Consider the following 22,903-nt stretch of genomic DNA (forward strand, 5'->3'; position numbering starts at 1 on the left):
AGACCACTTTTCTTGAGAGAATGTCCCGATGAAAAAAGTAAAATACACCCCTGAAATCAGAGATAGAGCGGTTCAATTATTGATTGAATCCGAAAAAGATTATCCTTCTACTTGGGCTGCAATCACAGCAATTGCTCCCAAGATTGGCTGTACTCCTGAAACACTACGTTCCTGGCATCAGAAGCATTTGAATCAACAGAATCCAATTAAAGTACAGCAGCTTTCAGACCAAGAACGCATTAAACAACTTGAACGCGAAAATAAAGAACTGCAGCGAGCCAATGAAATTCTACGTAAAGCAGCTGCTTTTTTCGCCCAGGCGGAGCTCGACCGCCCACACAAATAATGGTGGATTTCATTCATAACCATAAAGACCTATACGGTGTTGAGGCGATTTGTAGAATTCTACCAATCGCAACTTCAACCTATTATCGAACTTTAGATCTTGCGGACAATCCAGAACATCGAGCGAAAAGAGATCTACATGACCTGCATCATGCTGAACAAATTAAACGAATTTGGCAGGAAAGTTCAGGTCGGTATGGTGTACGTAAAGTCTGGCAAAAACTGAAACGGGAAGGTTATATTGTTGCGCGCTGTACAGTTGCTCGATTGATGCAACAGCTAGGAATACAAGGTGTTTGGCGTGGTAAGAACAAACAAACGACACGTAGCAGAGATGATCAAAAACGAGCAGCCGACTTGGTGAAACGGAATTTTAGTGCTGATCATCCAGATCAGCTGTGGGTCGCAGACTTCACATATATTCAAACCCATTCAGGCTGGGTGTATACCGCCTTTATGATTGATGTTTTCTCACGGGCAATTGTTGGCTGGAAAGTATCAACACGGATGAATACAGACATGGTCCTTGATGCACTGGAACAAGCGTTACATGCTCGCGGTATGCCAAAGAATGTAATTCATCATTCCGACAGAGGCGTGCAATACCTTTCTATTCGTTACACCCATCGTTTGGAAGCAGCAAATTTACGAGCATCAGTCGGTACAACTGGTGATTCATACGATAATGCTTTGGCTGAAACGGTGAATGGCTTATACAAAACAGAGGTGATTGAATATTTAAAAGCAGATTGGCAAGGTTTAGCAGATGTACAACTTGCGACACTAAACTGGGTAGATTGGTTCAATAAAAAGCGTGTACACAGTGCACTGGGTTATGTATCGCCTTTTGAGTTTGAAGCAATGTACTATGATAAGATTAACCCGTTAGGTCAGGTGGCCTAACTTAAATAAAAAAGTCTCCGACAAACCCGGTACGGTTCACCATGCCTGTATGATTGATTGAGTTGCGACGATCTTGATTGATAGCATTCTCAATTATAGTTTGGTTTGCAGAGCCGTGAATTTCACTTAGCATAAATTTAGAATAATTCGCTGATTCAAACTGCTGGATGTTACCCTTGTTGATCTTTGTTTCAAAAATTTTATCGTAGTAAATCAGGCTGATTAGCGCAGTAAGAATTGCATCAGCTCTTTTGAGTACTTCAAGTGAATTTGCACAATCATCTAAAATGATGCTCAAGCTATGAATTTTTTCAGAAACCTTATTGTCAATAATAGGCTGGGCATCTGTCCCATTTCTCTGATTATCTAATCTTGTAGCCATAAATTCATGTATAAATTTACTTAAAAGCACAGGCAGATTGCTAACATCCTCTTCTAGATTTAGATGAAGATTTATGAACTTTGAAGGTGGCAAATTGGCATCTAACGGAGAGCATCCAATAAATGATTTTGTGGACTTCTGTAGTGGTGTACCATAAATTTTCAATCCTTTAATTGCATTCCTAACTTCGTGATATGAAGGGACTTGAGTTATATTTGTGCCTTTTATATCTTTGCTATTCTTAAAATTATGATATTCAATATAAATTTTAAGATAATCCAAAAATAGAGATTTAATATCCCAGAATGGTAACAAGTCAGGTAAGAAATACTTTTCGTTCAAAATACGTTTGAGGTTTGTCGAAAAATTGGGGAATTGTGTCCATTCTTCATAACTTTTGATGTTTTCCCAAAATATGCAATAAAGTTCTTCAAATATTGATGTTAGTTCATCTGGTTGAAGTAAATGGTTTAACAAAAATATATCTTCATCCACTAATTGCCTTGTTTGACAATATCCCATTACATGGTTGAGTAACTGTCTGCCAAAGACAATTATCTCTACTTCAATCTTGATTTGCTCAATAGGTAGTGACTTTCTTTCTTTATATTTTTCAGTTAGCAGGTTGACCAGTTGCCTCAATATTACATCCCTAATACGTATTAACTCGTTATACAGATTTGGGAAAGTTGCTTGAAACTCTCTTGCTTTTACAGCTTGCTTTACTAATTTTTGCATTACAGGGTGAGCTATTCTGTAAATTTCATGATCGAAGACGGGATTACTCATTTAAATACGCTACTTAACAATTGTGAATCTTGTTTTGCTGATGTTTCTGAGGATTCTAGAGCATATTTATATCCGAAGACATCCACATCAGGTTTAAATCGGAGTAAACAATGCAAACCTCAGAAACCAAAAAAAATCAGATTCTTAGAATGAAAGGAGTAACAGAATTAGTCTGTTTAAGTAAATCAAGTCTGTATGACAAAATGAACCCGAAATCCAAGAGATATGATTCGTCTTTTCCTCGTCCGATTAGATTGGGACTATCAGCCGTTGGTTGGTTAGAGCAGGACATAATTGATTGGATCAATTCAAAAAAAAGCTAACCAGATTAGCAAGATATCTTTACAACTCTCACATACCCTATTAACCCTTATAACACTGTAATTCCTTGATTTCGAGGTCATGGGATTACAGTGATTTTTACGCCTGACCATTTGTGTTACTTATATGATCAGTATATCTAATAATATTAATTATTATATAAATTGACTTAATTAACAAATTGTTAGGTGTAATTACGTACAGAGAAGTTCATTATTATGAATCAATCATCCTATCTTATGAGTAATAATCAAACACCTGCTTTAGCACATGAATACTTAACACAAGTACCTGAACACTTTCTAAATCAGCAGACTGAAATAACTGATACTGATTCATCTAATCAGCCCATTCAGATTACAGCACCATTGGAAGAGCAACAGTCTTTACTCAATTCAATGTATGAAGAATGCTTCAATGCAGCAGACGATCAGCATTCAAGCTCATTGGCATTGGATTACTTATTAGATTTCAACACTGAATATAACCAATATGAAATTCGATCAAATCCTGAAGCTGAGAAAATATTCTCAGAAATTGAATTAGTAAAACAAATCTTAAAACACAACTATGTGCAGGCTTATCGTAAGATCAAAGGCACTCTGTATCATGGATGGTATGAGCCTATTGATAAAAAATTCATTGAATTATTAAAGCAAATACTCATCCAAGGGTTTGATCCTCTAGAGCATTATGATTGTGAGCATCATAAGATTGTTATGCAAGCGTATAACGAAATTCTAAAGGGTTATTTTCATGCTGATTTTTATCTACATTACCCCAATGATATTATTCAGCTAAGAAATACTGATGGAACAATAACTTCAATTTGTTATGCAGAATTAATTAATCTATTCATTGAACGTTTGTATTTGCTAACTCAAGAAAAGGAATTCAAATACCAACAGAAAAAACGAAGGGAACGTTCCCAATATCAGCAAAAGGTCGCTACAGAATGTGTAGATACGATACTGGCTAAACATTCGAGAATTGTCATTGCTCGTGTCGATTTTCGTTATGGAAAAACACAAAACCCTGAACTTGCCCAAGTCAAAGCAGATTTAATCACATGCCTTCGTTATTTAAAGCGTACTTCAAATTTACGTATATTGGGCTATCTATGGAAATTGGAATTTGCCGAAAAAACGGGCTATCACTACCACTGTTTTTTCTTTCTCGATGGTCGTAAACACTCACAGGACATTAAGTTAGCACAACAGATTGGTGAGGTCTGGAAAAGAGTGATTGGTGATGAGGGGACTTACTATAATTGCAATATTGATGCTCACAATGGCAAATACAAAGATGTCGGTATTGGCACCTTACATCGCAGTGATAAACAAAAATACGAGTATTTGATTAAAGCCATCCGTTATATAACCAAAAGAGACCAATTCATTGTGCATAAAAGGATTAAGCAGGATGAAGAGAATGAGCAAAACCTTAGAAATGATAAAGCCTACTTCATACGTGTATTTGGTAAAAATATTGCTAAGGATGTTGCGATAAAAATGGGTAAATCTCTTAAAAATACTGGTCAAAAGGAGGCATGAAATGACTCATTATTCAGCGACTCCTCAAGCACACTATATACCGCAGACACCAATTATCCCATTCATGCTGGATGTTAATACTCATTTGTTCTTAGGACAGAGTATTCAAAATGCAGCTCAAATTGAAAATGGGAAACTAGCGGTTATGGATAAACGATCACCCAAATGTTTGGATAAGAATTATCGTATATTTTTAAATTCTCTACCTTGGCTGCATTATCACCGTTTGGTATTACATGGATTTCAACTAAATCCTTATTGGGCTGCAATCTTTGATACAGTAGGCTTTTCTCATTACGGTAATATGAATTACCTTGTAGAGAATGCAGAGCTTATTCATGATCAATTTAAACATAAGTTTCTGAAACGACGGATTGCACTGGAATATACAAAATTTATTGAACCAATTAATGAAAGTATTAAATTCCAAAAGGCATTGTTTAAACGTTGTCTAGACAAACATAAGCAGATCAATTGTATGATCTATGATTTACCTTGTATGTTTACTATTCCCTTACAATTTGATGCCGAAGTTAAATTACCAAAACTTGCTAGTAAATGGCTGGAAAGATTACATCAATCCGAAGAATTAGCTGGCAAGCTGTATGATGTGCAATGGCGTATTGTGAAATCACTGAATGGATTTTATTCAGTCCATGCCATCATTTATGTGATTGGTGATGAGTGTAAATATTCTGATTTTATCTTACGGGTATGGAGAGGGGCTTGTTTACACAAGGGACATGAGCTTGTGCAAGGATCACCTTATTTGGTTTGGGAAAAACACTGTTACTTTGCGGACAGTGATATGCGTAGCTACTGGAGTAAACAGCTTGAGTTTCTAAATGGCCCCCTCAAACTTTATCGGTATATGAGTCAGCATATTTCCTATTTATGGCAAAGCTATACAGGGAATATCCCTGCTAAGTAAACTTTTCAAATATAAGGCGCTCTGATTAGAACGCCTTTTTTATGCTTGTATAAATCGCTGTGATTAAATCTCTAAAAATTATAGGTATAGGTCAAACCACTGTTGGTGGTGATGGTCACTTCACGGACATATTCAGCGGAACAGCCCAAGTAGACTTTTGCCACTGAGCCATAGCGCATATTTTGGTAATCGTAAGTGCCTTTGCTTCTGCAATTACCACGGTTGATTAAAACCCCTGTGATGGTGGTTGGCGCATCGTTCAAGGACATGATGTTTAACAAATCGGTATAGCCTGTCATGGAGTATTGTGATTCTTCACGACGGACACGGACTTCAAATTGTTCTTGTACAGTGGGTTCAGTCCCTTCCTCAGCATTATATGACTCATCTTCCAGAAAGGATTTATCAACGGCTGGAAAATCATCTTCAGATTGAGGCGGAGTTTCAGTCGCATCAGCAGTGCTATGCTCACTTGTTTGAGTTGGGGTATCCTTTGGTTTTGGTGCATCGTTACCTGAATTACACGCAGTTAAAGTCAGTAGCAACACACTGGATAAAACAATCGATGGAATAAAATTCATTACACATGCCTATATTTAATCGAATATTGTGATCTACAGGGTTGGGTGAAAGCCCAACTCTGTGTATTTAATTGTTTGGTCAATCAATTTTTTACTTTTTATAAAAGTGGGAATTACTCATCGATCTTTTTAAATACCTTTTCGATCGGCGTGTAGTTTTCCAAGCTAAAATCAAAAGGAATTGGCTTTTTCAGTGTCACATCAAATTGCTTTAATCGAGCATTTTCTATGCCGTTGAAATGTTTGCGTTGAAAGGACATGGTGCTCGGTTCAAGGATGGCAATCGGTTCATTCGCAGAATCAGCTTGAGTGTTGTTGGCCTGATAAATGACTAAGCTCTCTAATTCCAATTTATGATTATTGAAGTTAAAAATGTAACCGACATACTTCTGTCCACCAGCCGTAATAATATTTTGTGCTAACTCTGGCGTGGATGGGGCTGTGAAATTCACAATAAGATCAGATGCGAAATTCATATTCTCAAAATGTAATTGTTTCGAATCAGCATCGTAATAAACAAAATTATCAATCGGACCATTTGGTCGATCATTCGGTGTATAGCTGCTTGGCATAAACAGACTTTGACCAGACGTAGCATTTAAACTGAGTTCTAAAAGCTTCAAGTCATAATTTAGATGGGCATTTTTAGTATCCAACTCATTTTGAAGTGTCTGAATACGTTGTTGATATTGTTCTGTACTCTCAAATTGATCTTTTTGTGGTGGAGTCACCTGCATTGTCGATCTTATATAATTGATTGCCGTATCATGCGCTGCACGCAAAGAATAGTCATCACCTAAAGCAAAAGTGAATGCAGGAAACTGTTGATCAGTATGTCCGATCACTAAAACTTGATTGTTTTTTAAAGCCAGCACATTTCTTAAATCATTGAGAATGGACTGGAAATACACGCAGTTTGCACAATAATCTGCAACATCGTCATTTTCAGCAAACATCTGCAATCCATAGATGGTTTTATACGGTGGATAAAAGGAAAAATACCCCTCATCTTTGATGAGTTCCTGAAAGTCTTCTCCAGTCTTTGTTAGCGGAGGTGTAATTTTATTGCGAGCGATAATCAAAGGAGAAGAAACAGCCTGTGCAGGGACAGCATCATTCAATGACATGTTTTCAATCTTTTGAGATAGTTCTTTATTCTCTACATCATCTTGTTGTGGTTTTGAGCAGCCGACCAACGCAAGGCTGGTGAGCAGCGCAATTCAAATGTATTTCATCCTATTATTTTCCCCATCCAATATTTTTTAAGTTTTTAAAAATGAATTATGAAATTGCCTGTAATTTCAAATACATTTTGCTTGGCTGTCATAGGCTCTAGCGATGCTGTTACTGAGCACAATAAGGACAACCAAAATAAGCTGTGCGATGAATTTCATGATTTTTATCCAGCACAAAACACCACTGACCAAAATGGATGCAGCAGTTAATTGATGCCTTGAGTCAATCAGGACACAGTGAAAGCGTGTGATAAATGAATTGGAATAAAATGCCTGAGAGGCAGAGAAAGTGCAGGGGAATAATAAAGCACAGTAAATTGCGTCATGGTTGACTCCTAGATGAATTAGAAGTTCTACCGAATCACTGTCAATTGATTATGGTGGCAGAACGAAAAGGGGTTGACAGACTGGACATCTAGAACCAGCACGCGCGAACGCGTCCCCCTCCCGTTCTACCGCAAAGGGGGACGAGAAGGTTTTTACACATACAAAGAATACTCAGATGAATAAACTCCGATGCGCTAGATGAGCGGTCTGTCAAAACCGACTGACAATGTAGGTCAGCCCTTGCATCATAATCGCTGCTAAAAAACAGGTCAATTGATCTGTTTAATCATCATTCAAAAATTGCCTAAAACTGATGAAAAAAAACGCATTCCACAGGTAAGCCTTTAAAACGAATTACGGTTAATGGGAAATTTGTTGCACCTCTTCTTGAGTTTGAGGAAGGTGATGATGCTATTATTCGTGTCCATAACAAGCTAAAAAAACAAGATTCTTCTATTCATTGGCACGGGTTAATTCTACCGGGCATCATGGATGGCGTACCCGGATTTAATCAGTTTGACGGTATTGCCCCTAATAAGACCTACGAATATAAGTTTAAGGTACGCCAAAATGGTACCTATTGGTATCATTCGCATAGTAAAGGTCAAGAACAAGAGGGCTTGTATGGTCCGTTAGTCATTTACCCCAAAAATAGGACACCTTTAACTGTAGCTGAGAAAACAGATAAGGATTATGTCGTATTACTTTCAGATTTTCATGATTCAACTAGTGATAAAATCATGAATAATCTAAAGAAAGAAGCTGACTATTATCAGAACCGTCGTGAAACTGTTTTTGATGTTTTTAAACAAATTAAAAAAGATGGTTTAAAAGCAACATGGCAAGACCGTTCGATGTGGAACCAGATGCGAATGCTCAAGACAGATATGTCTGATGTGACAAAATATACTTTTTTGATGAATGGTAAGACTCCAGAACAAAATTGGACTGGTAATTTTAAGACGGGTGAAAAAGTACGTCTTCGGTTTATTAATGCCTCAGCAATGTCATTCTTTGACGTCAGAATCCCTAACTTGAAAATGACGGTAGTCAGTGCAGATGGGCAACCAGTGAAACCTGTTCCGGTTGATGAATTCAGAATAGGGACGGCTGAAACGTATGATGTTATTGTAGAACCCAAACAATCAAATTATCAAATTGAAGCAGAATCAATTGATAGGAGTGGTTTTTCAGTTGGTTCCTTACATGATGAGAATACTCCTCCAATAAATCAAATCAAAATGCCGAAGTCACGTCCTCGTTCTTTATTAACTATGGAAGATATGGGGATGGGGCATGATATGTCTTCTATGGCGGGCATGAATCACGACATGTCTTCAATGAAAGGCATGGATCATGATATGTCGCCTATGACAGACAGCTCAAAAGATCAGTCAATGTCTGGAATGAACCATGACATGTCTTCAATGAAAGGCATGGATCACGATATGTCGTCTATGACAGACAGCTCAAAAGATCAATCTATGTCAGGTATGAACCATGGCATGCAAATGACTACATCTAATGCACCTACACAAGAAAAGAATGGTGATGTTGTATATGGCTGGGCAAATGCTTCAACACCTGTTGGTCAAAAAGCACTTCAATATAGTGACTTACAATCTTTAAAGCCTCAACCAGATACTCGTGCCCCTGAACGTGAAATGGAAATCCGTCTTGGTGGGAACATGGAGCGCTATATTTGGACAATTAATGGTAAGAAGTTTAATGAAACAGAACCATTCAAAGTGAAATACGGGGAACGTATACGCTTGAAATTTGTGAATGACAGTATGATGGCTCACCCAATGCACTTGCACGGTATGTTTATGCAGCTTGAAAATGGTCAAGATCCAAGTAATATGCCAAATAAACACACGATCATTGTGCCACCGGGGAAAACAGTTACAACTTTACTTACTGCTGATGAATTGGGTGAATGGGCTATCCACTGCCATTTGTTATATCACATGGCAGCTGGAATGATGAACAAACTCATTGTGGCAAATGTAGATAGCAATGATGATGATACGAAAAGTATCGTTGCCCAACCTCAAACTAGCCATGAGGGAGTGAATCAACATGCACATCACTAAACAGTTATATTCAAAAACAATTTTATCTGTTGCTTTAATTGGCTTAGCGGGTATGGCATTTGCGAATGATAATTCGACTGAAAATCTAAATAAGAGTACGTCAAGTATGAGTGTGCTTTTACGCGAATCAGGCGGATTAGGCTATGTTGAACGTAATACTGATCAAAAGTCTTCAAACAGCAAAGGGTCTGAAACTTTAGCTTTTAGCCAAAATCATATGAACGAGCATGGTGGGCAAATTTATCAGACAACTAAATTTTCCAATGAGTGGATAGTTGATAAAGATGGAAAGGGCAGCTTAGGTTCGAGTTTCGAGGCATTGATTGGAACAGATGAAAATCGAATGTTTGTTGAAGCTAATATGAATAAAGCGGAGAGTAATGATCCCAAATATGATGTATCAGCTCTTTACAGTAGAAATGTTGCACCATTTTGGGATGTACAAGCTGGGGTAAGGTATAGTGAGGACAAAAATAACCGTAATAGTAATCGCATTGATGGCGTTATTGGATTATTAGGCCTTGCACCTTATTTCTTTGAGACAAAAGCCTACCTTTATGGTGGTGAAAATAATTTTTGGGGAGCCAGTTTTGAGTTTGATCGAGATCTATTACTCACTCAAAAGCTAGGCAGAGTAAAACTTGAAGTGCGACATAAACCACCTAATTAATTTAAAGGGTTTATGGAGTATATAAAATTGTCATACCATCATCTTAACTTTGAAGATCGTACTGCATTAATGCTTGAGTCAAGAAAAGAAGGCTTTTCAGCCAGAAAATTTGCTGAACTTATTAAAAGACATCCTAGTACGATCTATCGTGAGCTTAAAAGAAATAGCATCAATGACGTTTATCAAGCTCAATATGCTTCTGATAACACTTTTGCTAGACGTAGACGTGGTCACAGAAAACTCAAAATCGATTCAATCCTCTGGAAATTTATTGTTGAAGCGATCCGTTGTTTATGGTCTCCTCAGCAAATAGCAAAGCGTTTAAAGACATTTCCTGATTTGGATCAAACAATGAATGTAAGCCATACAACGATTTATTCAACGATACGAGCATTACCCAAGGGTGAGTTGAAAAAAGACTTATTATCCTGTCTACGTCATGAAAATAAAAAGCGAAAAGCTAACGGTGAACCTAAAAAAGATTCTATATTACAGGATATTAAAACTATTCATGAGCGCCCAGCCGAAGTTCAAGAAAGAAAAATACCGGGTCATTGGGAAGCTGATTTAATTAAAGGTAAAGACAATAAAAGTTCGATAGCAACACTTATTGAACGAAATACACGGCTCTGTATCTTGGCAACATTACCTGATGCAAAGGCAGAATCAGTGCGCAAGGCTTTAACTGAAGCTCTGAAATATTTACCTGCAGAACTGCGTAAAACGTTGACCTATGACCGTGGACGTGAGATGTCAGAACATAAAATACTCGAAGAAGATTTAGGCATAGATGTATATTTCTGTGACCCACATTCACCCTGGCAAAAAGGCACATGCGAAAATATGAATGGTTTAATTAGGCAATATTTACCTAAAGGGATTGATTTAAATCAGGCAGATCAGCATTATTTAAATCAAGTTGCCATGTCACTGAATACTCGTCCTAGAAAGGCGTTAGATTGGCTTACACCATTAGAGAAATTTGCTCAGCTTGTTGATTATCATATGGCTTTTGAAACTGTCGCACCTCATGTTTGAATTCGCCCTAATTACTCAGCCATATATTGCAGCAGATATTGTGTTTAATGATAATTCTGATTTTGCTACAAAGTCAGGTTTGTCTGAGTTAAAGACAGGTCTAAAAACTCGTTACGAGATTAATAAGCGTATAAGACCATTTGTTGATGTCGCTTATCAATATGAAAAAGGACAGAAATTAACAACTTTTCAAGAAGCTACAAATTCTGAAAAGGGGTGGTTATACGGGGCAGGTATTGAATTAGTTTTCTAAATATTTTATTAAGAATGAATAATGGTGATATTCCATTATTCATTCTTAATTATTTTAAACTTACGGATAACCCTTCAAGTACTTTACAAGAGTTAATTTCCAAAAAACCAGAGCATTTGCTTCTTAAATCAGAAAGTTGTTGCTTAAGCTGAATCTGTTTTTGGATATTCTGCTCTAATTGATGAATATGTTTATCAACTAAGATGTTAATAGAACTACAGTTTCCACAAGGTTTGTCTTTGTATGCTAATAAAATTTTTATTTCGTCCAAGCTCATATTCAAAGTTCGGCAATTAAGAATAAATAGAAGTCGCTCTAAGTGGTCTTTGTTATAAAGTCGATAATTAGCTTCCGAACGATTAGGGGCTAGTAATAAAGCTTCTTTTTCATAAAACCGTATTGTAACAACAGGGCAACCGGATAGCTGAGATAATTCACCAATTTTTAAGTTCATTTCAAGTCACCTGATCTATTGACTCTATAGTAGCTATAGGGATTTTAATATGCAATACGTGAAGATATGACTATAGGCACATCAATGAGTGGTTGCGGTTGTAATCAAGAAAGTTCTTGTGAAGACACTAAGCAAAAACAAAATGAATCAAAAACAGATTCTTGTAAAATTAAAGATTTAGCTACAGAAGAAAGTGAAAGTTCTTGTTGCGATAATGAGGTACAGCAAGAACCTAACCCTGATGAAAAAGATTCATGCGGTAGTAAGCAGTCGAATTCATGCTGTGGTTCGGATTCGATAACTTCACCTGAAAAGATTAGGGGGAGTGAAGATACAGCGACTTTCATCAGTGACTATAGCATCCCGAAAATGGATTGTTCCGCAGAGGAACAAATGGTTCGGATGACTTTATCTTCATTGGTAGATGTTAAGAGCTTGGTTTTTGATTTGCCGAACCGAAACCTAAAAGTTCTGCATAATGGTGAAAGTAATGAAATCACTGCAAAACTTGAAGCTCTTGGATTTGGGGCAAAATTAAATAAAACTGAAGCTTATGAAAATAAAGAACAAGCACAAGAAGCTAGTACTTTTCTGATTCCGAAGATGGATTGTTCGGCAGAAGAGCAAATGGTAAGAATGGCACTTTCTCCCTTGCATGAAGTTAAAGGTTTATCTTTTGATTTGGCGCAAAGACAGTTAGTTGTTTTCCATACCAATGGGATTAATGAAATTACCACAAAACTTGAAGCCCTAGGTTTTGGTGCAAAGCTCGTGGAAACAGTAAAAGCCACTGGGGAATTGCCTGAAACACCAGATCCGACTAAGCAGGCGAAAGTCCTTAAATTATTACTAGCGATTAATGGTGTTCTTTTTTTTATTGAGTTCATAAGTGGAATTATTGCCGCATCGACGGGGCTCATTGCGGACTCTCTTGATATGTTTGCTGATGCGGCCGTTTACGGTATAGCACTTTACGCGGTAGGGAAAGCGGCTAAATACCAATTAAAAGCAGCTCATTTTGCAGGATGGATTCAACTTTTATTAGCTTTGATCGTTATTATTGATGTTGTCAGACGTTTCATGTTCGGTAGTGAACCAGAGTCAGATTTGATGATCATTATTGGCTTCTTAGCACTTATTGCCAATGTGACGTGCTTGTATCTCATTTCTGGGCATAGAGATGGCGGAGCCCATATGAAAGCGAGTTGGATCTTTTCAGCTAATGACGTAATAGTAAATATGGGGGTTATTTTAGCAGGTGTACTTGTTGCATGGACTGGTTCAGCTTACCCAGATTTGATTATTGGTATTCTTGTTTCACTGTTTGTACTGAATGGCGCTCGAAAAATTTTGGCGTTGAAGTAGGGTGCTGACAATGAATTTATTTCAAGTAAAGCAAGACCAGACTGTAAAAATCATTGATCTTAAAAAGGGTGAACAGTATCAAGATAAAAATGATCCTGTTCTGGAGCGTTTAGAACTGCTGGGCTTTAGAGTAGGTGAATCCTTACAAGTGCTTGCGAAAGGGCTTTTTGGTGGTGATCCTGTGTTGGTTCAAATCGAAACCTCACGTTTCGCCTTAAGAAAAAATGAAGCAGAACGAATTTTTGTAGAGATTACCAATGGACACTAAAAATATTGCACTTGTTGGTAATCCTAATTGCGGTAAAACATCACTTTTTAACACCCTCACAGGGACTCGTCAAAAAGTTGCAAATTATGCTGGGGTAACGGTAGAACGGAAAGAGGGATTTTTTAAACTGCCATCTGGTGATACCGTTCGAGTATTGGATTTGCCTGGGACTTATAGTTTAAAACCGAGCAGTTTAGATGAGGAGGTAACTAGAGCAGTATGCTTTGGTGAATTAAAAGGCGAAGTTATACCTGATATTTTTGTATGTGTTGTCGATGCTACGAATCTTCATCTTCATTTAAGTCTTGTACTTGAAGTCAGGGCTTTAAACAGACCAATGTTACTTGTTCTTAACATGATGGATGAGGTTAGAAAGCGTGGGATTTCAATTGATACAACGAAGCTATCTCAGCTTTTAGGTATTCCTGTTGTTGAGTCAGTAGCTGTAAAAACAAAAGGCATTCAGGGGCTATTGACCCAATTGGATCAAAAGAATTTGTTTGTTGCCCCTTATCATTCTGATCTGAGTCACTTTGACCAAATCAAATATATTACAAAACAAGTCATCTTGAAAAATGATAATGGTGATAAACGAACGGCTTTCTTGGACAAAATATTCTTACATCCAGTTTTTGGATTATTAATATTGACCTTTACCATGTTTGTAATGTTTCAGGCTGTCTTTATTTGGGCTCAACCGTTAATTTCCTTTGTTGAGGATTCGATTTCATGGTTTGGTGGGGCGATAGGACCTCTGATTACTCATCCACTTTTAAGAAGTTTGGTCGTTGATGGTGTAATTGCAGGTGCTGGTAGTGTACTCGCGTACATGCCTCAAATTCTGATCTTATTTTTCTTTATTTTAATTTTAGAAGAATCGGGATACTTACCTAGAGCTGCTTTTTTGTTAGATAAGCTGATGTCTAAAGCTGGTTTAAGTGGGCGTTCATTTATTCCACTACTTTCGAGCTTTGCTTGTGCAATTCCCGGAGTCATGGCGACTAGAAGTATTAGCTCTGAAAGAGATCGTTTAGCAACGATTATGATTGCACCTTTAATGACGTGTTCTGCACGACTACCTGTATATGCTTTGCTGATCGCTGCATTCATTCCAAACAAGTTGGTTTATGGTTGGCTCAGTTTACAAGGTCTAGTTCTGTTCGGGCTTTACATGTCAGGAATCGTATCCGCTTTATTGGTTTCTTTATTCCTGAAATTAGTCAGAAAAGATAAAACTGAAAGTATTTTCATTTTTGAATTACCTACATACCGTATTCCAGATGTTCGAAATGTAGCTTTGGGGCTTTATGATAGAGCAACTATATTCTTAAAAAGAGTTGGTGGAATTATTGTCGCACTTTCTATTTTATTATGGTTCTTGGTAACGTTCCCTTTACCACCTGATAATCCAACAATGCCACCAATCAATTATAGTATTGCTGGACAGTTAGGGCATCTAATCCATCCAATATTTGCTCCGATTGGATTTACTTGGGAAATTTGTATTGCTTTGATTCCTGCAATGGCAGCTCGTGAAGTGATTATTGCTGCGTTAGGGGTGATCTATGCAATGTCTGGTGATGAAGATGCAGTTACCCAGACTTTATTATCTCAAATATCTGGTCCGGATGGATGGGGGCTAGCGACAGGTATGTCATTGTTAGTTTGGTTTATCTTTGCCCCGCATTGTTTAGCAACACTAGCGACCATTCGAAGAGAAACAGGGAGTTGGAAACAACCAGTCGTAATGGCTGTATATCTCTTTTCATTGGCTTATTTATTTTCCTTTATAACTTATCAAGTTATAAGTCGGTTTTAATTTAGAAGGCGGTTGTTGATATAAACCAACAACCGCTGTTTAATGAATTAGTTTAATTAATTATAGGATTGTTATTTACAGGATAATCTGTAAAACTAAAAAGGTTAAATTTTGGTCTTGATGTTATGCACTTGTTAAGGACATGCTTATCGCTGTTTTTATCTTTTGCTATCCTAATTGTAGGATCGGCAGCAGCTGCTGCATCTGTACATAGCCCATGTTTAATGTCATCTCAAGATACACAATCCATGCAAATGATGAATTCTGAAGATCATGAAAAAGCAAGTGCTATGCACATGGATTGTATGAAAGCTGAGGTAAAGATTAAGAAGCAATTACATGATCCATCATGTATGTCTAAGCAAGATTGTATTATGTCATTTTCTAAAATTGCATATACATCTACAGCGCTGGATGTTTTGCAGTCGATGATTTTTTTACCTGCGGAACAGTCTACTTTTTCTCCATTAAATCAAAATTTCATCTCATCTGATCTTTCCAATTTATGGAAACCCCCACGCTTTAACTAATTTGATGATTCTTCATCATTCATAGAGTTTTCTATGGGTGTTCTGCACGTGCGCGTGTACATCATTTTAGAGCTAAAAATATGAACTTTAATAAAGGAAAGCTGTCCCTAAAATGGGGTGGATGCTCGATTGCGACGATCTGTTTTTTCTTGAGTTATGGACATGCTTATGCCCAGCCACTGACTTTGGATACAGCATTGAAGCTTGCTGAGCGATATGCGCCTGCTCTAAGAGCTAATAGTGCTCAGATTGAAGGTGCTGAGAATATAGTTTCAGCTTCAGGTATTTTGCCCAATCCTAAACTATTTGTGGGTCTCGATAATTACCCTGTATCAGGTGATGCTGCATGGTCTGTCACACAAGAGGGGATGACGATGCAAAAGATTGGCATCATGCAAGATTTTCCAAATCGTGCCAAAAGATTAGCTGAAGTTGAATTAGCAAAAGCTGAATTGGGTTCAGCAAATGCTCAAACAGAAATTCTGCGAATTGAGTTACGTCAAAAAGTAGCATCGGCATGGCTTAAACGTTTTTATCTTGAGCGTAAACTGGCGTTATATGATGACCTTCTTTCAGAAAATGGATTGCTATCCCAGATTACACAAACACAGGTTGCGTCTGGTCGAACCATGGTTGCTAATACAATTTCCCCTAGGCTGGACAAAACTATTTTGCTTGATCAAAAAGATGATTTGCTTCGAGATATAAATAAGGCAAAACTAGAATTACACCGATTAATCAGTGAGGATTCTAGTGGTACAACTGAAATAGAAAGTTTGCCTACCCAAGAACCTATAATTAATTTTGATACATCACGTTTATATCATCATCTGCATCAACACCCTGAACTAAAAGCATTCCAAGCAGAAAAGCAAACTGTTGAAGCAAAGCTTAAGCAAGCCCAAGCCCTTCAAAAACCAGATTGGGGTATTGAGCTTGCCTATCAGCATCGTGCTCCTGAATTTGGAGATATGATTGGTGTACAACTGACAACAGAACTACCAATATTTTCAAAAAAACGTAGTGGTCCGCTCATTCAGGCAGCATTAGCTGAACAAAATCGGATTACAGCAGATCAGGAGATAAAATACCGCGACCATCTCACCATGTTAGATGAGGGGCTATCGGATTTAAAAGCTCTTGAAAGACAAATCCAACGTACCGTTCAAAGTACACTTCCTTTGGCTAAAGAAAAAGTAACTTTACAGTTAGCAAGTTATCAGGCTGGTAAAGCCAATTTGTCAGATGTCATTGAGACACGACAAGCATTACTAAATCAGCGATTACGTCTCATCGATTTACAACAACAGCAAGCAATTATCAAAGCCCAGCTCTATTTTTCTTTTGTAGAACCCACCTTAAACCATGCTGAGGAGTCAAGATAATGTTAAAAAATAAATTGGCATTTGTAATTGCTGGCTTGATTGTGGGCAGCTTGGGAGTCGGTAGTGGGATTGGATATTGGTATGCGCATCAAAATGATGAAAAGCAAACTGTAAGTGATCAGGCAACTGCTAAAGTGTTGTACTGGTACGATCCAATGAAACCAGAACAGCATTTTGATAAGCCAGGGAAATCCCCTTTTATGGATATGCAGTTAGTCCCTAAGTATGCGGATGAAAGTACTTCTGGAATAACTGAAAGTGCAGGAGTAAAGATTGATCCAGCTCTTCAACAAAATCTAGCCATTCGTTATGCCACAGTCGAACAGGCTGTAATGGGCAATACCTTGTTAACCAATGGCATATTACAAGCGAATGAACGACAGGTAGCAATTCTGCAAACACGAGCAAGTGGTTTTGTTCAGCGTGTTTATGGCCATGCAGTCGGGGATATAGTGACTCAAGGGAGTCCGATTGCTGATATTTCAATCCCTGAGTGGACTGGGGAACAGACTGAGTTTTTGGCAGTACTTAAAATAGGAGACCGTTCTCTTATTCAAGCAAGTCGACAACGCCTACAGCTTCTGGGAATCCCACCAAATGTGATCCATCAAGTCGAACGGACACATCAAGTACAGTCTAATATGACTTTGAGTGCTCCTTTGAGTGGATTCATTGACTCACTAGAAGTTCGTAGTGGAATGGCTTTAGCTATGGGGCAAACACTTGCCACCATTAAAGGCGTGAATCCAATTTGGTTAGAAGCAGCAGTGCCTGAAACGCAAATTGCTGGGATAAAGCGAGGAGATAAAATCGAAGCAACTTTTGCTGCGTACCCTCAAAAAGTGTCTGGCAAAGTCATTGATATTTTACCGACATTAGATACTACAAGCAGAACCATAAAAGTTCGTATTGAGTTACCCAATAGAGAGGGGCAACTCAAGCCCGGAATGTTTGCTTCTGTCAAATTTTCCAACAATCCTCAAAGCAGTTTAGTTGTGCCAGAGCAAGCTGTTATACGTACAGGTACTCGTAATATTATTATTGTCGCACATGAAAAAGGGCGTTTCGAACCTGTTGTTGTACAGTTAGGACAGAGTGACGGAAATAAAATAGCAATTCTACAGGGTTTGAACGCTGGTCAGAAAATCGTGATTTCGGGACAATTCCTAATTGATTCTGAGGCCAATTTACAGGGTGTACTGGATAAGCTGAACACTGGACAATCGATTACATCATCTCAAGTGACTAAGGCATCAATATACCAAGGCATTGGTAAAGTGGAAAAAGTTACAGCTCAAGACATTACCATTTCACATCATGCAATTGCTGAATTGGGGTGGGGGGCTATGACCATGAGCTTTAAACAACCAGTACAACCATTTACCCAAATTCAGCAAGGCGAGCAGGTCAGTTTTCGTTTTACACGTGTTGGGGATGCTTATGTTATTTCTGACATTTCCAAGATGTCTATGACATCTATGCAGAACTAAACGGGAGAACCATTATGATCGCCCGTATTATTCGTTTTTCAATTACAAATCGAGTATTTGTCTTATTAGCTGCTGTAGTTCTTGCCGTTTGGGGAACTTGGGCTGTCAAGAATACTCCGGTTGATGCTTTGCCAGATCTGTCTGATGTACAAGTGATTGTGCGAACTAATTTTCCCGGTCAAGCACCACAAATTGTTGAAAATCAGGTGACTTATCCTTTAACAACGACCATGTTATCAGTACCCGGTGTTAAAGCTGTTCGGGGCTATTCTTTTTTTGGTGATTCGTTTGTTTATGTCATTTTTGATGAACATACTGATCTTTATTGGGCACGTTCTCGTGTATTGGAATATCTCAATCAAATACAAGAAAGAATGCCTGCAAATGCAAAATCTTCATTAGGACCAGATGCTACAGGTGTTGGTTGGATCTACGAATATGCTTTGGTTGATCCAACAGGGCAACATGATCTCTCACAACTGCGAAGCATACAAGATTGGTTTTTGAAGTATGAACTGAAGACAGTACCAAATGTGGCTGAGGTCGCCACAATTGGGGGGATGGTTAAACAATATCAAGTTGTTTTAGACCCAACCAAAATGGCAGCATTCGGTATAACTCAGCGAAGCATAATTGAAGCAATTCAAAAGGCAAATCAGGAAACTGGCGGTTCAGTCCTAGAAATGGCTGAAACTGAATATATGGTGAGAGCTTCAGGTTATTTAAAAACATTAGAAGATTTTCGGCAGATTCCGTTACGTACAAACGATTTAGGTGTTCCAATCACTCTTGGAGATGTTGCAACGATTCAACTCGGTCCTGAAATGCGTCGTGGAATTACTGAACTCAATGGACAAGGGGAAACTGTTGGAGGTGTTGTGATTTTACGTGCTGGTAAAAATGCACGTGAAACCATTACTGCTGTAAAAGAAAAACTTGCTGAATTACAACAAAGTCTACCGAAAGGTGTACAAGTTGTTTCTGTGTATGACCGCAGTCAATTGATTGATCGGGCGGTAGAGAATCTCAGCCATAAATTAATTGAAGAGTTTATTGTAGTGGCTTTGGTTTGTGGGCTATTCCTCTGGCATTTACGTTCAGCAATGGTTGCGATTGTTTCTTTGCCTTTGGGAATCTTGTCAGCCTTTTTATTGATGTATTATCAGGGACTAAATGCCAATATCATGTCATTGGGTGGGATTGCAATCGCGATTGGTGCTATGGTTGATGCATCTGTGGTTATGGTCGAAAATGCACATAAGCATATCGAAGCTTGGCAACATGAACATCCTGATCGAGTTTTAGAAATACAAGAGCGTTGGGACATCATTACACGTTCTGCCAGTGAGGTTGGGCCTGCTTTATTTTTCTGTTTACTCATCATTACTTTATCCTTTATTCCCATTTTTACTTTGCAAGCACAAGAAGGACGATTGTTCTCTCCATTGGCATTTACTAAAACTTATGCCATGGCTGCTGCTGCGGGGCTATCTATTACATTGATTCCAGTTTTGATGGGATACTGGATTCGCGGGAAGTTACCATCTGAACAACGGAATCCATTAAACCGTTTTCTCATCAAAATATACCGTCCTATGTTAGATAAAGTCTTAGCTTATCCAAAGACAACGTTATTAGGTGCGTTACTCATTTTTCTTATCAGTCTTTTTCCTTTAACGCAATTAGGTGGAGAGTTCCTGCCTAATATGGATGAAGGTGATTTACTGTATATGCCTTCAGCTTTACCGGGATTGTCCGCAGCAAAAGCTTCTGAATTACTTCAACAGACTGATCGAATGATTAAAACTGTTCCAGAGGTTGCCACTGTATTTGGTAAAGCTGGGCGAGCAGAGTCGGCTACAGATCCTGCACCTTTAGAAATGTTTGAAACCACGATTCAGTTTAAACCACGATCTGAATGGCGTTCAGGTATGACACCAGATAAGTTGATAAAAGAACTGGATAAAGCTGTTCAAGTACCGGGTTTAACAAATATCTGGGTGCCGCCTATTCGTAACAGAATTGATATGTTGGCGACCGGGGTTAAAAGCCCAATCGGGATCAAGATTTCAGCAAATGATTTGCAAGATATTGATCGGGTAGCACAACAAATTGAACAGGTTGCCAAAAAAGTGCCCGGTGTTAGCTCAGCTTTAGCTGAACGACTCACTGGTGGGCGATATGTTGATATCGATATTAATCGAATGGAAGCTGCACGCTATGGTCTCAATATCACCGATGTACAGCAAATTGTGTCATCAGCAATTGGTGGGGAAAATATTGGTGAAACTGTTGAAGGGTTAGCAAGGTATCCTATTAATGTACGTTATCCGCGAGAAATTCGAGATTCACTTGAGGCATTAAGAAATTTACCAATTCTGACTGAATCAGGTCAGCAAATTGTTTTGAGTAGTGTTGCCAACATTCAAATCACAGATGGTCCTCCGATGTTAAAAAGTGAGAATGCTCGTCCAAGTGGTTGGGTCTATGTTGATGTACAAGGACGTGATTTAGCCTCCGTTGTTCGGGATTTGAAACAGTCTATTGACCAACAAGTGAAACGCTCTGCGGGTATGAGTATTAGTTATTCAGGTCAATTTGAATTTATGGAAAGAGCAAATGCTCGCCTAAAGGTAGTAATACCAATCACTTTGATGATCATTTTTCTATTGCTGTATCTGATTTTTAGACAAGTACAAGATGCTGCTCTGATTATGCTGACTCTACCATTCGCTTTAATTGGTGGTATTTGGGCAATGTATTTCAGTGGTTATAATTTCTCAATTGCCATTGCAGTAGGCTTTATTGCACTTGCCGGTGTTGCCGCAGAGTTTGGAGTGGTCATGTTGTTTTATTTAAAGCAGGCGATAGAACATGCTCAACAAAATTTATCATCTTTAACTGAGCAGCAACTCAATGATGCCCTTCGTACAGGGGCAGTACTACGGGTTCGCCCTAAAGCGATGACTGTAGCTGTCATTCTGGCGGGTTTGATTCCTATCCTTTTAGGAACTGGAACGGGCTCTGAATTGATGAGTCGTATTGCTTTACCTATGGTTGGGGGCATGATTTCAGCTCCACTTTTATCAATGTTTGTTATTCCCGCTGCATATCAGCTTTTAATCAAAAGAAAACTATCAAAATCTTGATAGTTTTCTTATTTCGTTCAAAGAGGTTTTATTATGTTTAAATTTATTAAAATTGTCGCTCTTGTTGCCACTGTTACTGCGTTAAGTGCATGTAGTAAAAATGAGGCGTCAGAGCAAAAGAAAGCGGAAGCGCCTATGGAGCAGATGAGTAAAGAATCATCTACAGCAACGACAACTCAAGCAGTTGGAGTGATTACGGCTATTGATACGAAAGAAAATATTTTGACACTCGATCATGAGGCAATTCCTGCGATTAAATGGCCTGCGATGACCATGGGCTTTAAAGTTGCTGATCCTGCATTATTGAATGGGCTTGCAGTAGGGCAAAAAGTTGATTTTGAATTAAAGGCTGAGGGAGAAACATACACAGTCGTAGCTGCTAAGTTAAAAAAATAGGATGATTTAGTAGATAGAATTTTGATAGTAATGAGGTTCTTTTCAAAAGAGCCTTATTCTCTAATAAAAAACAAAACATATGGTATTGCATATATATGGTAATTCGAATATAAAGATATTATAAATTATCAAAAGAGCTCAATTCGATGACAACTTCATCAACTGTGACGATTTATCACAACCCAGCTTGTGGGACATCTCGCAACACTTTGGCTTTGATCCGTAATACAGGGATTGAGCCAACTGTGATTGAATATCTCATTACACCACCTAGTCATGACGAATTAGTTAAATTGATTCAGGATGCAAAATTAACAGTAAGAGAGGCCATTCGCCAGAATGTAGATCCTTATCGGGATTTAGACCTTGATCGTAGTGATTTGAGTGATGAGCAGTTACTTAGTTTTATGCTTGATCATCCAATATTGATTAATCGACCATTTGTTGTTACTGAATTAGGCACTCGCTTAAGCCGTCCTTCTGAAGTTGTCTTAGATATTCTACCATTACCTCAGAAGGGTGCCTTTACGAAAGAGGATGGTGAAAAAGTGATTGATGAAAATGGTCAACGAGTGAATTAAAAATTTTACTTTTTGTATGTGATTATCCGCATATCCAAATAA

At 38.2% G+C, this 22,903-nt stretch carries 18 protein-coding genes, 3 pseudogenes and 1 other annotated feature; of the genes and pseudogenes, 17 read left to right on the forward strand and 4 right to left on the reverse strand.

Going from position 1 to position 22,903, the window contains the following annotated elements; genetic code table 11:
* Positions 1 to 28: 28 nt before the first annotated feature.
* Positions 29 to 1,248 (forward strand): IS3 family transposase gene (locus F985_RS07720; RefSeq protein ID WP_085945696.1). Its coding sequence is split into 2 segments (ribosomal slippage): positions 29 to 305 and positions 305 to 1,248, totalling 1,221 coding nucleotides; the frame shifts between segments, so codons are not numbered across the junction.
* Positions 304 to 420: a sequence feature (AL1L pseudoknot), on the forward strand. (Overlaps the previous gene by 117 nt.)
* A 1-nt stretch (position 1,249) precedes the next feature.
* Here the strand turns inward: F985_RS07720 and F985_RS07725 are convergent.
* Positions 1,250 to 2,419 carry a hypothetical protein gene (locus tag F985_RS07725; protein ID WP_004699693.1) on the reverse strand — a complete coding sequence of 390 codons (1,170 nt, stop codon included), beginning with the start codon at positions 2,417 to 2,419 and terminating at the stop codon, positions 1,250 to 1,252.
* Positions 2,420 to 2,568: 149 nt separating this feature from the next.
* Between F985_RS07725 and F985_RS07730 the strand changes: the two genes are divergently transcribed.
* From F985_RS07730 to F985_RS07740, 3 genes are all read left to right on the forward strand, one after another.
* Positions 2,569 to 2,742: a helix-turn-helix transcriptional regulator gene (locus tag F985_RS07730; RefSeq protein WP_228127864.1), complete on the forward strand. Its 174-nt coding sequence runs from the start codon at positions 2,569 to 2,571 to the stop codon at positions 2,740 to 2,742.
* A 216-nt stretch (positions 2,743 to 2,958) separates the two neighbouring features.
* On the forward strand, positions 2,959 to 4,293 hold the full coding sequence (locus F985_RS07735; RefSeq protein ID WP_004699698.1) for a YagK/YfjJ domain-containing protein: 1,335 nt from the start codon (positions 2,959 to 2,961) through the stop codon (positions 4,291 to 4,293).
* 1 nt (position 4,294) lies between these two features.
* Positions 4,295 to 5,224, forward strand: coding sequence for a hypothetical protein (locus F985_RS07740; RefSeq protein WP_004699700.1), 930 nt, complete (start codon positions 4,295 to 4,297; stop codon positions 5,222 to 5,224).
* Positions 5,225 to 5,295: 71 nt separating this feature from the next.
* Here the strand turns inward: F985_RS07740 and F985_RS07745 are convergent, their stop codons facing one another.
* Together F985_RS07745 and F985_RS07750 are read right to left on the reverse strand one after the other, a co-directional pair.
* Entirely contained in the window at positions 5,296 to 5,805 is a 510-nt protein-coding gene (locus F985_RS07745) for a hypothetical protein (RefSeq protein ID WP_004699703.1), read from the reverse strand.
* Between the two features lie 113 nt (positions 5,806 to 5,918).
* Entirely contained in the window at positions 5,919 to 7,025 is a 1,107-nt protein-coding gene (locus F985_RS07750) for a hypothetical protein (RefSeq protein WP_228128579.1), read from the reverse strand.
* A gap of 674 nt (positions 7,026 to 7,699) precedes the next feature.
* On the opposite strand from F985_RS07750, the pseudogene F985_RS07755 reads away from it, so the two are divergent.
* From F985_RS07755 to F985_RS07770, 4 genes and pseudogenes are all read left to right on the forward strand, one after another.
* Positions 7,700 to 9,463, forward strand: a pseudogene (locus F985_RS07755) (copper resistance system multicopper oxidase); the annotation flags it as partial.
* A pseudogene (locus tag F985_RS07760) lies at positions 9,450 to 10,091 on the forward strand (copper resistance protein B); the annotation flags it as partial. The pseudogenes F985_RS07755 and F985_RS07760, both read left to right, overlap by 14 nt.
* Before the next feature lie 54 nt (positions 10,092 to 10,145).
* Positions 10,146 to 11,171 (forward strand): IS30-like element ISAba125 family transposase, encoded by a 1,026-nt coding sequence (locus F985_RS07765; RefSeq protein WP_001988464.1) that lies wholly within the window; start codon positions 10,146 to 10,148, stop codon positions 11,169 to 11,171.
* A gap of 4 nt (positions 11,172 to 11,175) precedes the next feature.
* Positions 11,176 to 11,424, forward strand: a pseudogene (locus tag F985_RS07770) (copper resistance protein B); the annotation flags it as partial.
* 49 nt (positions 11,425 to 11,473) lie between these two features.
* On the opposite strand, the gene cadR reads toward F985_RS07770, so the two are convergent.
* Positions 11,474 to 11,878, reverse strand: a complete 405-nt coding sequence (gene cadR / locus F985_RS07775; RefSeq protein WP_004699715.1) for a Cd(II)/Pb(II)-responsive transcriptional regulator — start codon at positions 11,876 to 11,878, stop codon at positions 11,474 to 11,476.
* An 84-nt stretch (positions 11,879 to 11,962) separates the two neighbouring features.
* Here cadR and F985_RS07780 point away from each other — a divergent pair, with 84 nt between their 5' ends.
* From F985_RS07780 to arsC, 9 genes are all read left to right on the forward strand, one after another.
* Positions 11,963 to 13,243 (forward strand): cation efflux transmembrane domain-containing protein, encoded by a 1,281-nt coding sequence (locus F985_RS07780; protein ID WP_004699717.1) that lies wholly within the window; start codon positions 11,963 to 11,965, stop codon positions 13,241 to 13,243.
* A gap of 10 nt (positions 13,244 to 13,253) precedes the next feature.
* Positions 13,254 to 13,511, forward strand: a complete 258-nt coding sequence (locus F985_RS07785; protein ID WP_004699719.1) for a FeoA family protein — start codon at positions 13,254 to 13,256, stop codon at positions 13,509 to 13,511.
* Positions 13,501 to 15,330: a ferrous iron transporter B gene (feoB, locus tag F985_RS07790; protein WP_004699721.1), complete on the forward strand. Its 1,830-nt coding sequence runs from the start codon at positions 13,501 to 13,503 to the stop codon at positions 15,328 to 15,330. The genes F985_RS07785 and feoB overlap by 11 nt, the downstream gene beginning before the upstream one ends.
* Positions 15,331 to 15,455: 125 nt before the next feature.
* Entirely contained in the window at positions 15,456 to 15,860 is a 405-nt protein-coding gene (locus F985_RS07795) for a hypothetical protein (RefSeq protein WP_004699723.1), read from the forward strand.
* Between the two features lie 80 nt (positions 15,861 to 15,940).
* Positions 15,941 to 17,245, forward strand: a complete 1,305-nt coding sequence (locus F985_RS07800) for a TolC family protein (RefSeq protein WP_004699724.1) — start codon at positions 15,941 to 15,943, stop codon at positions 17,243 to 17,245.
* On the forward strand, positions 17,245 to 18,735 hold the full coding sequence (locus tag F985_RS07805; RefSeq protein ID WP_004699726.1) for an efflux RND transporter periplasmic adaptor subunit: 1,491 nt from the start codon (positions 17,245 to 17,247) through the stop codon (positions 18,733 to 18,735). Before F985_RS07800 ends, F985_RS07805 begins: the two co-directional genes overlap by 1 nt.
* A gap of 14 nt (positions 18,736 to 18,749) precedes the next feature.
* Entirely contained in the window at positions 18,750 to 21,884 is a 3,135-nt protein-coding gene (locus F985_RS07810) for an efflux RND transporter permease subunit (protein WP_004699728.1), read from the forward strand.
* A 33-nt stretch (positions 21,885 to 21,917) separates the two neighbouring features.
* Positions 21,918 to 22,280 (forward strand): copper-binding protein, encoded by a 363-nt coding sequence (locus F985_RS07815; protein ID WP_004699729.1) that lies wholly within the window; start codon positions 21,918 to 21,920, stop codon positions 22,278 to 22,280.
* A 146-nt stretch (positions 22,281 to 22,426) separates the two neighbouring features.
* Positions 22,427 to 22,861 carry an arsenate reductase (glutaredoxin) gene (gene arsC, locus F985_RS07820; protein WP_004699732.1) on the forward strand — a complete coding sequence of 145 codons (435 nt, stop codon included), beginning with the start codon at positions 22,427 to 22,429 and terminating at the stop codon, positions 22,859 to 22,861.
* Positions 22,862 to 22,903 lie beyond the last annotated feature (42 nt).

It is taken from the genome of Acinetobacter seifertii, assembly GCF_000368065.1.
Lineage (GTDB): Bacteria > Pseudomonadota > Gammaproteobacteria > Pseudomonadales > Moraxellaceae > Acinetobacter > Acinetobacter seifertii.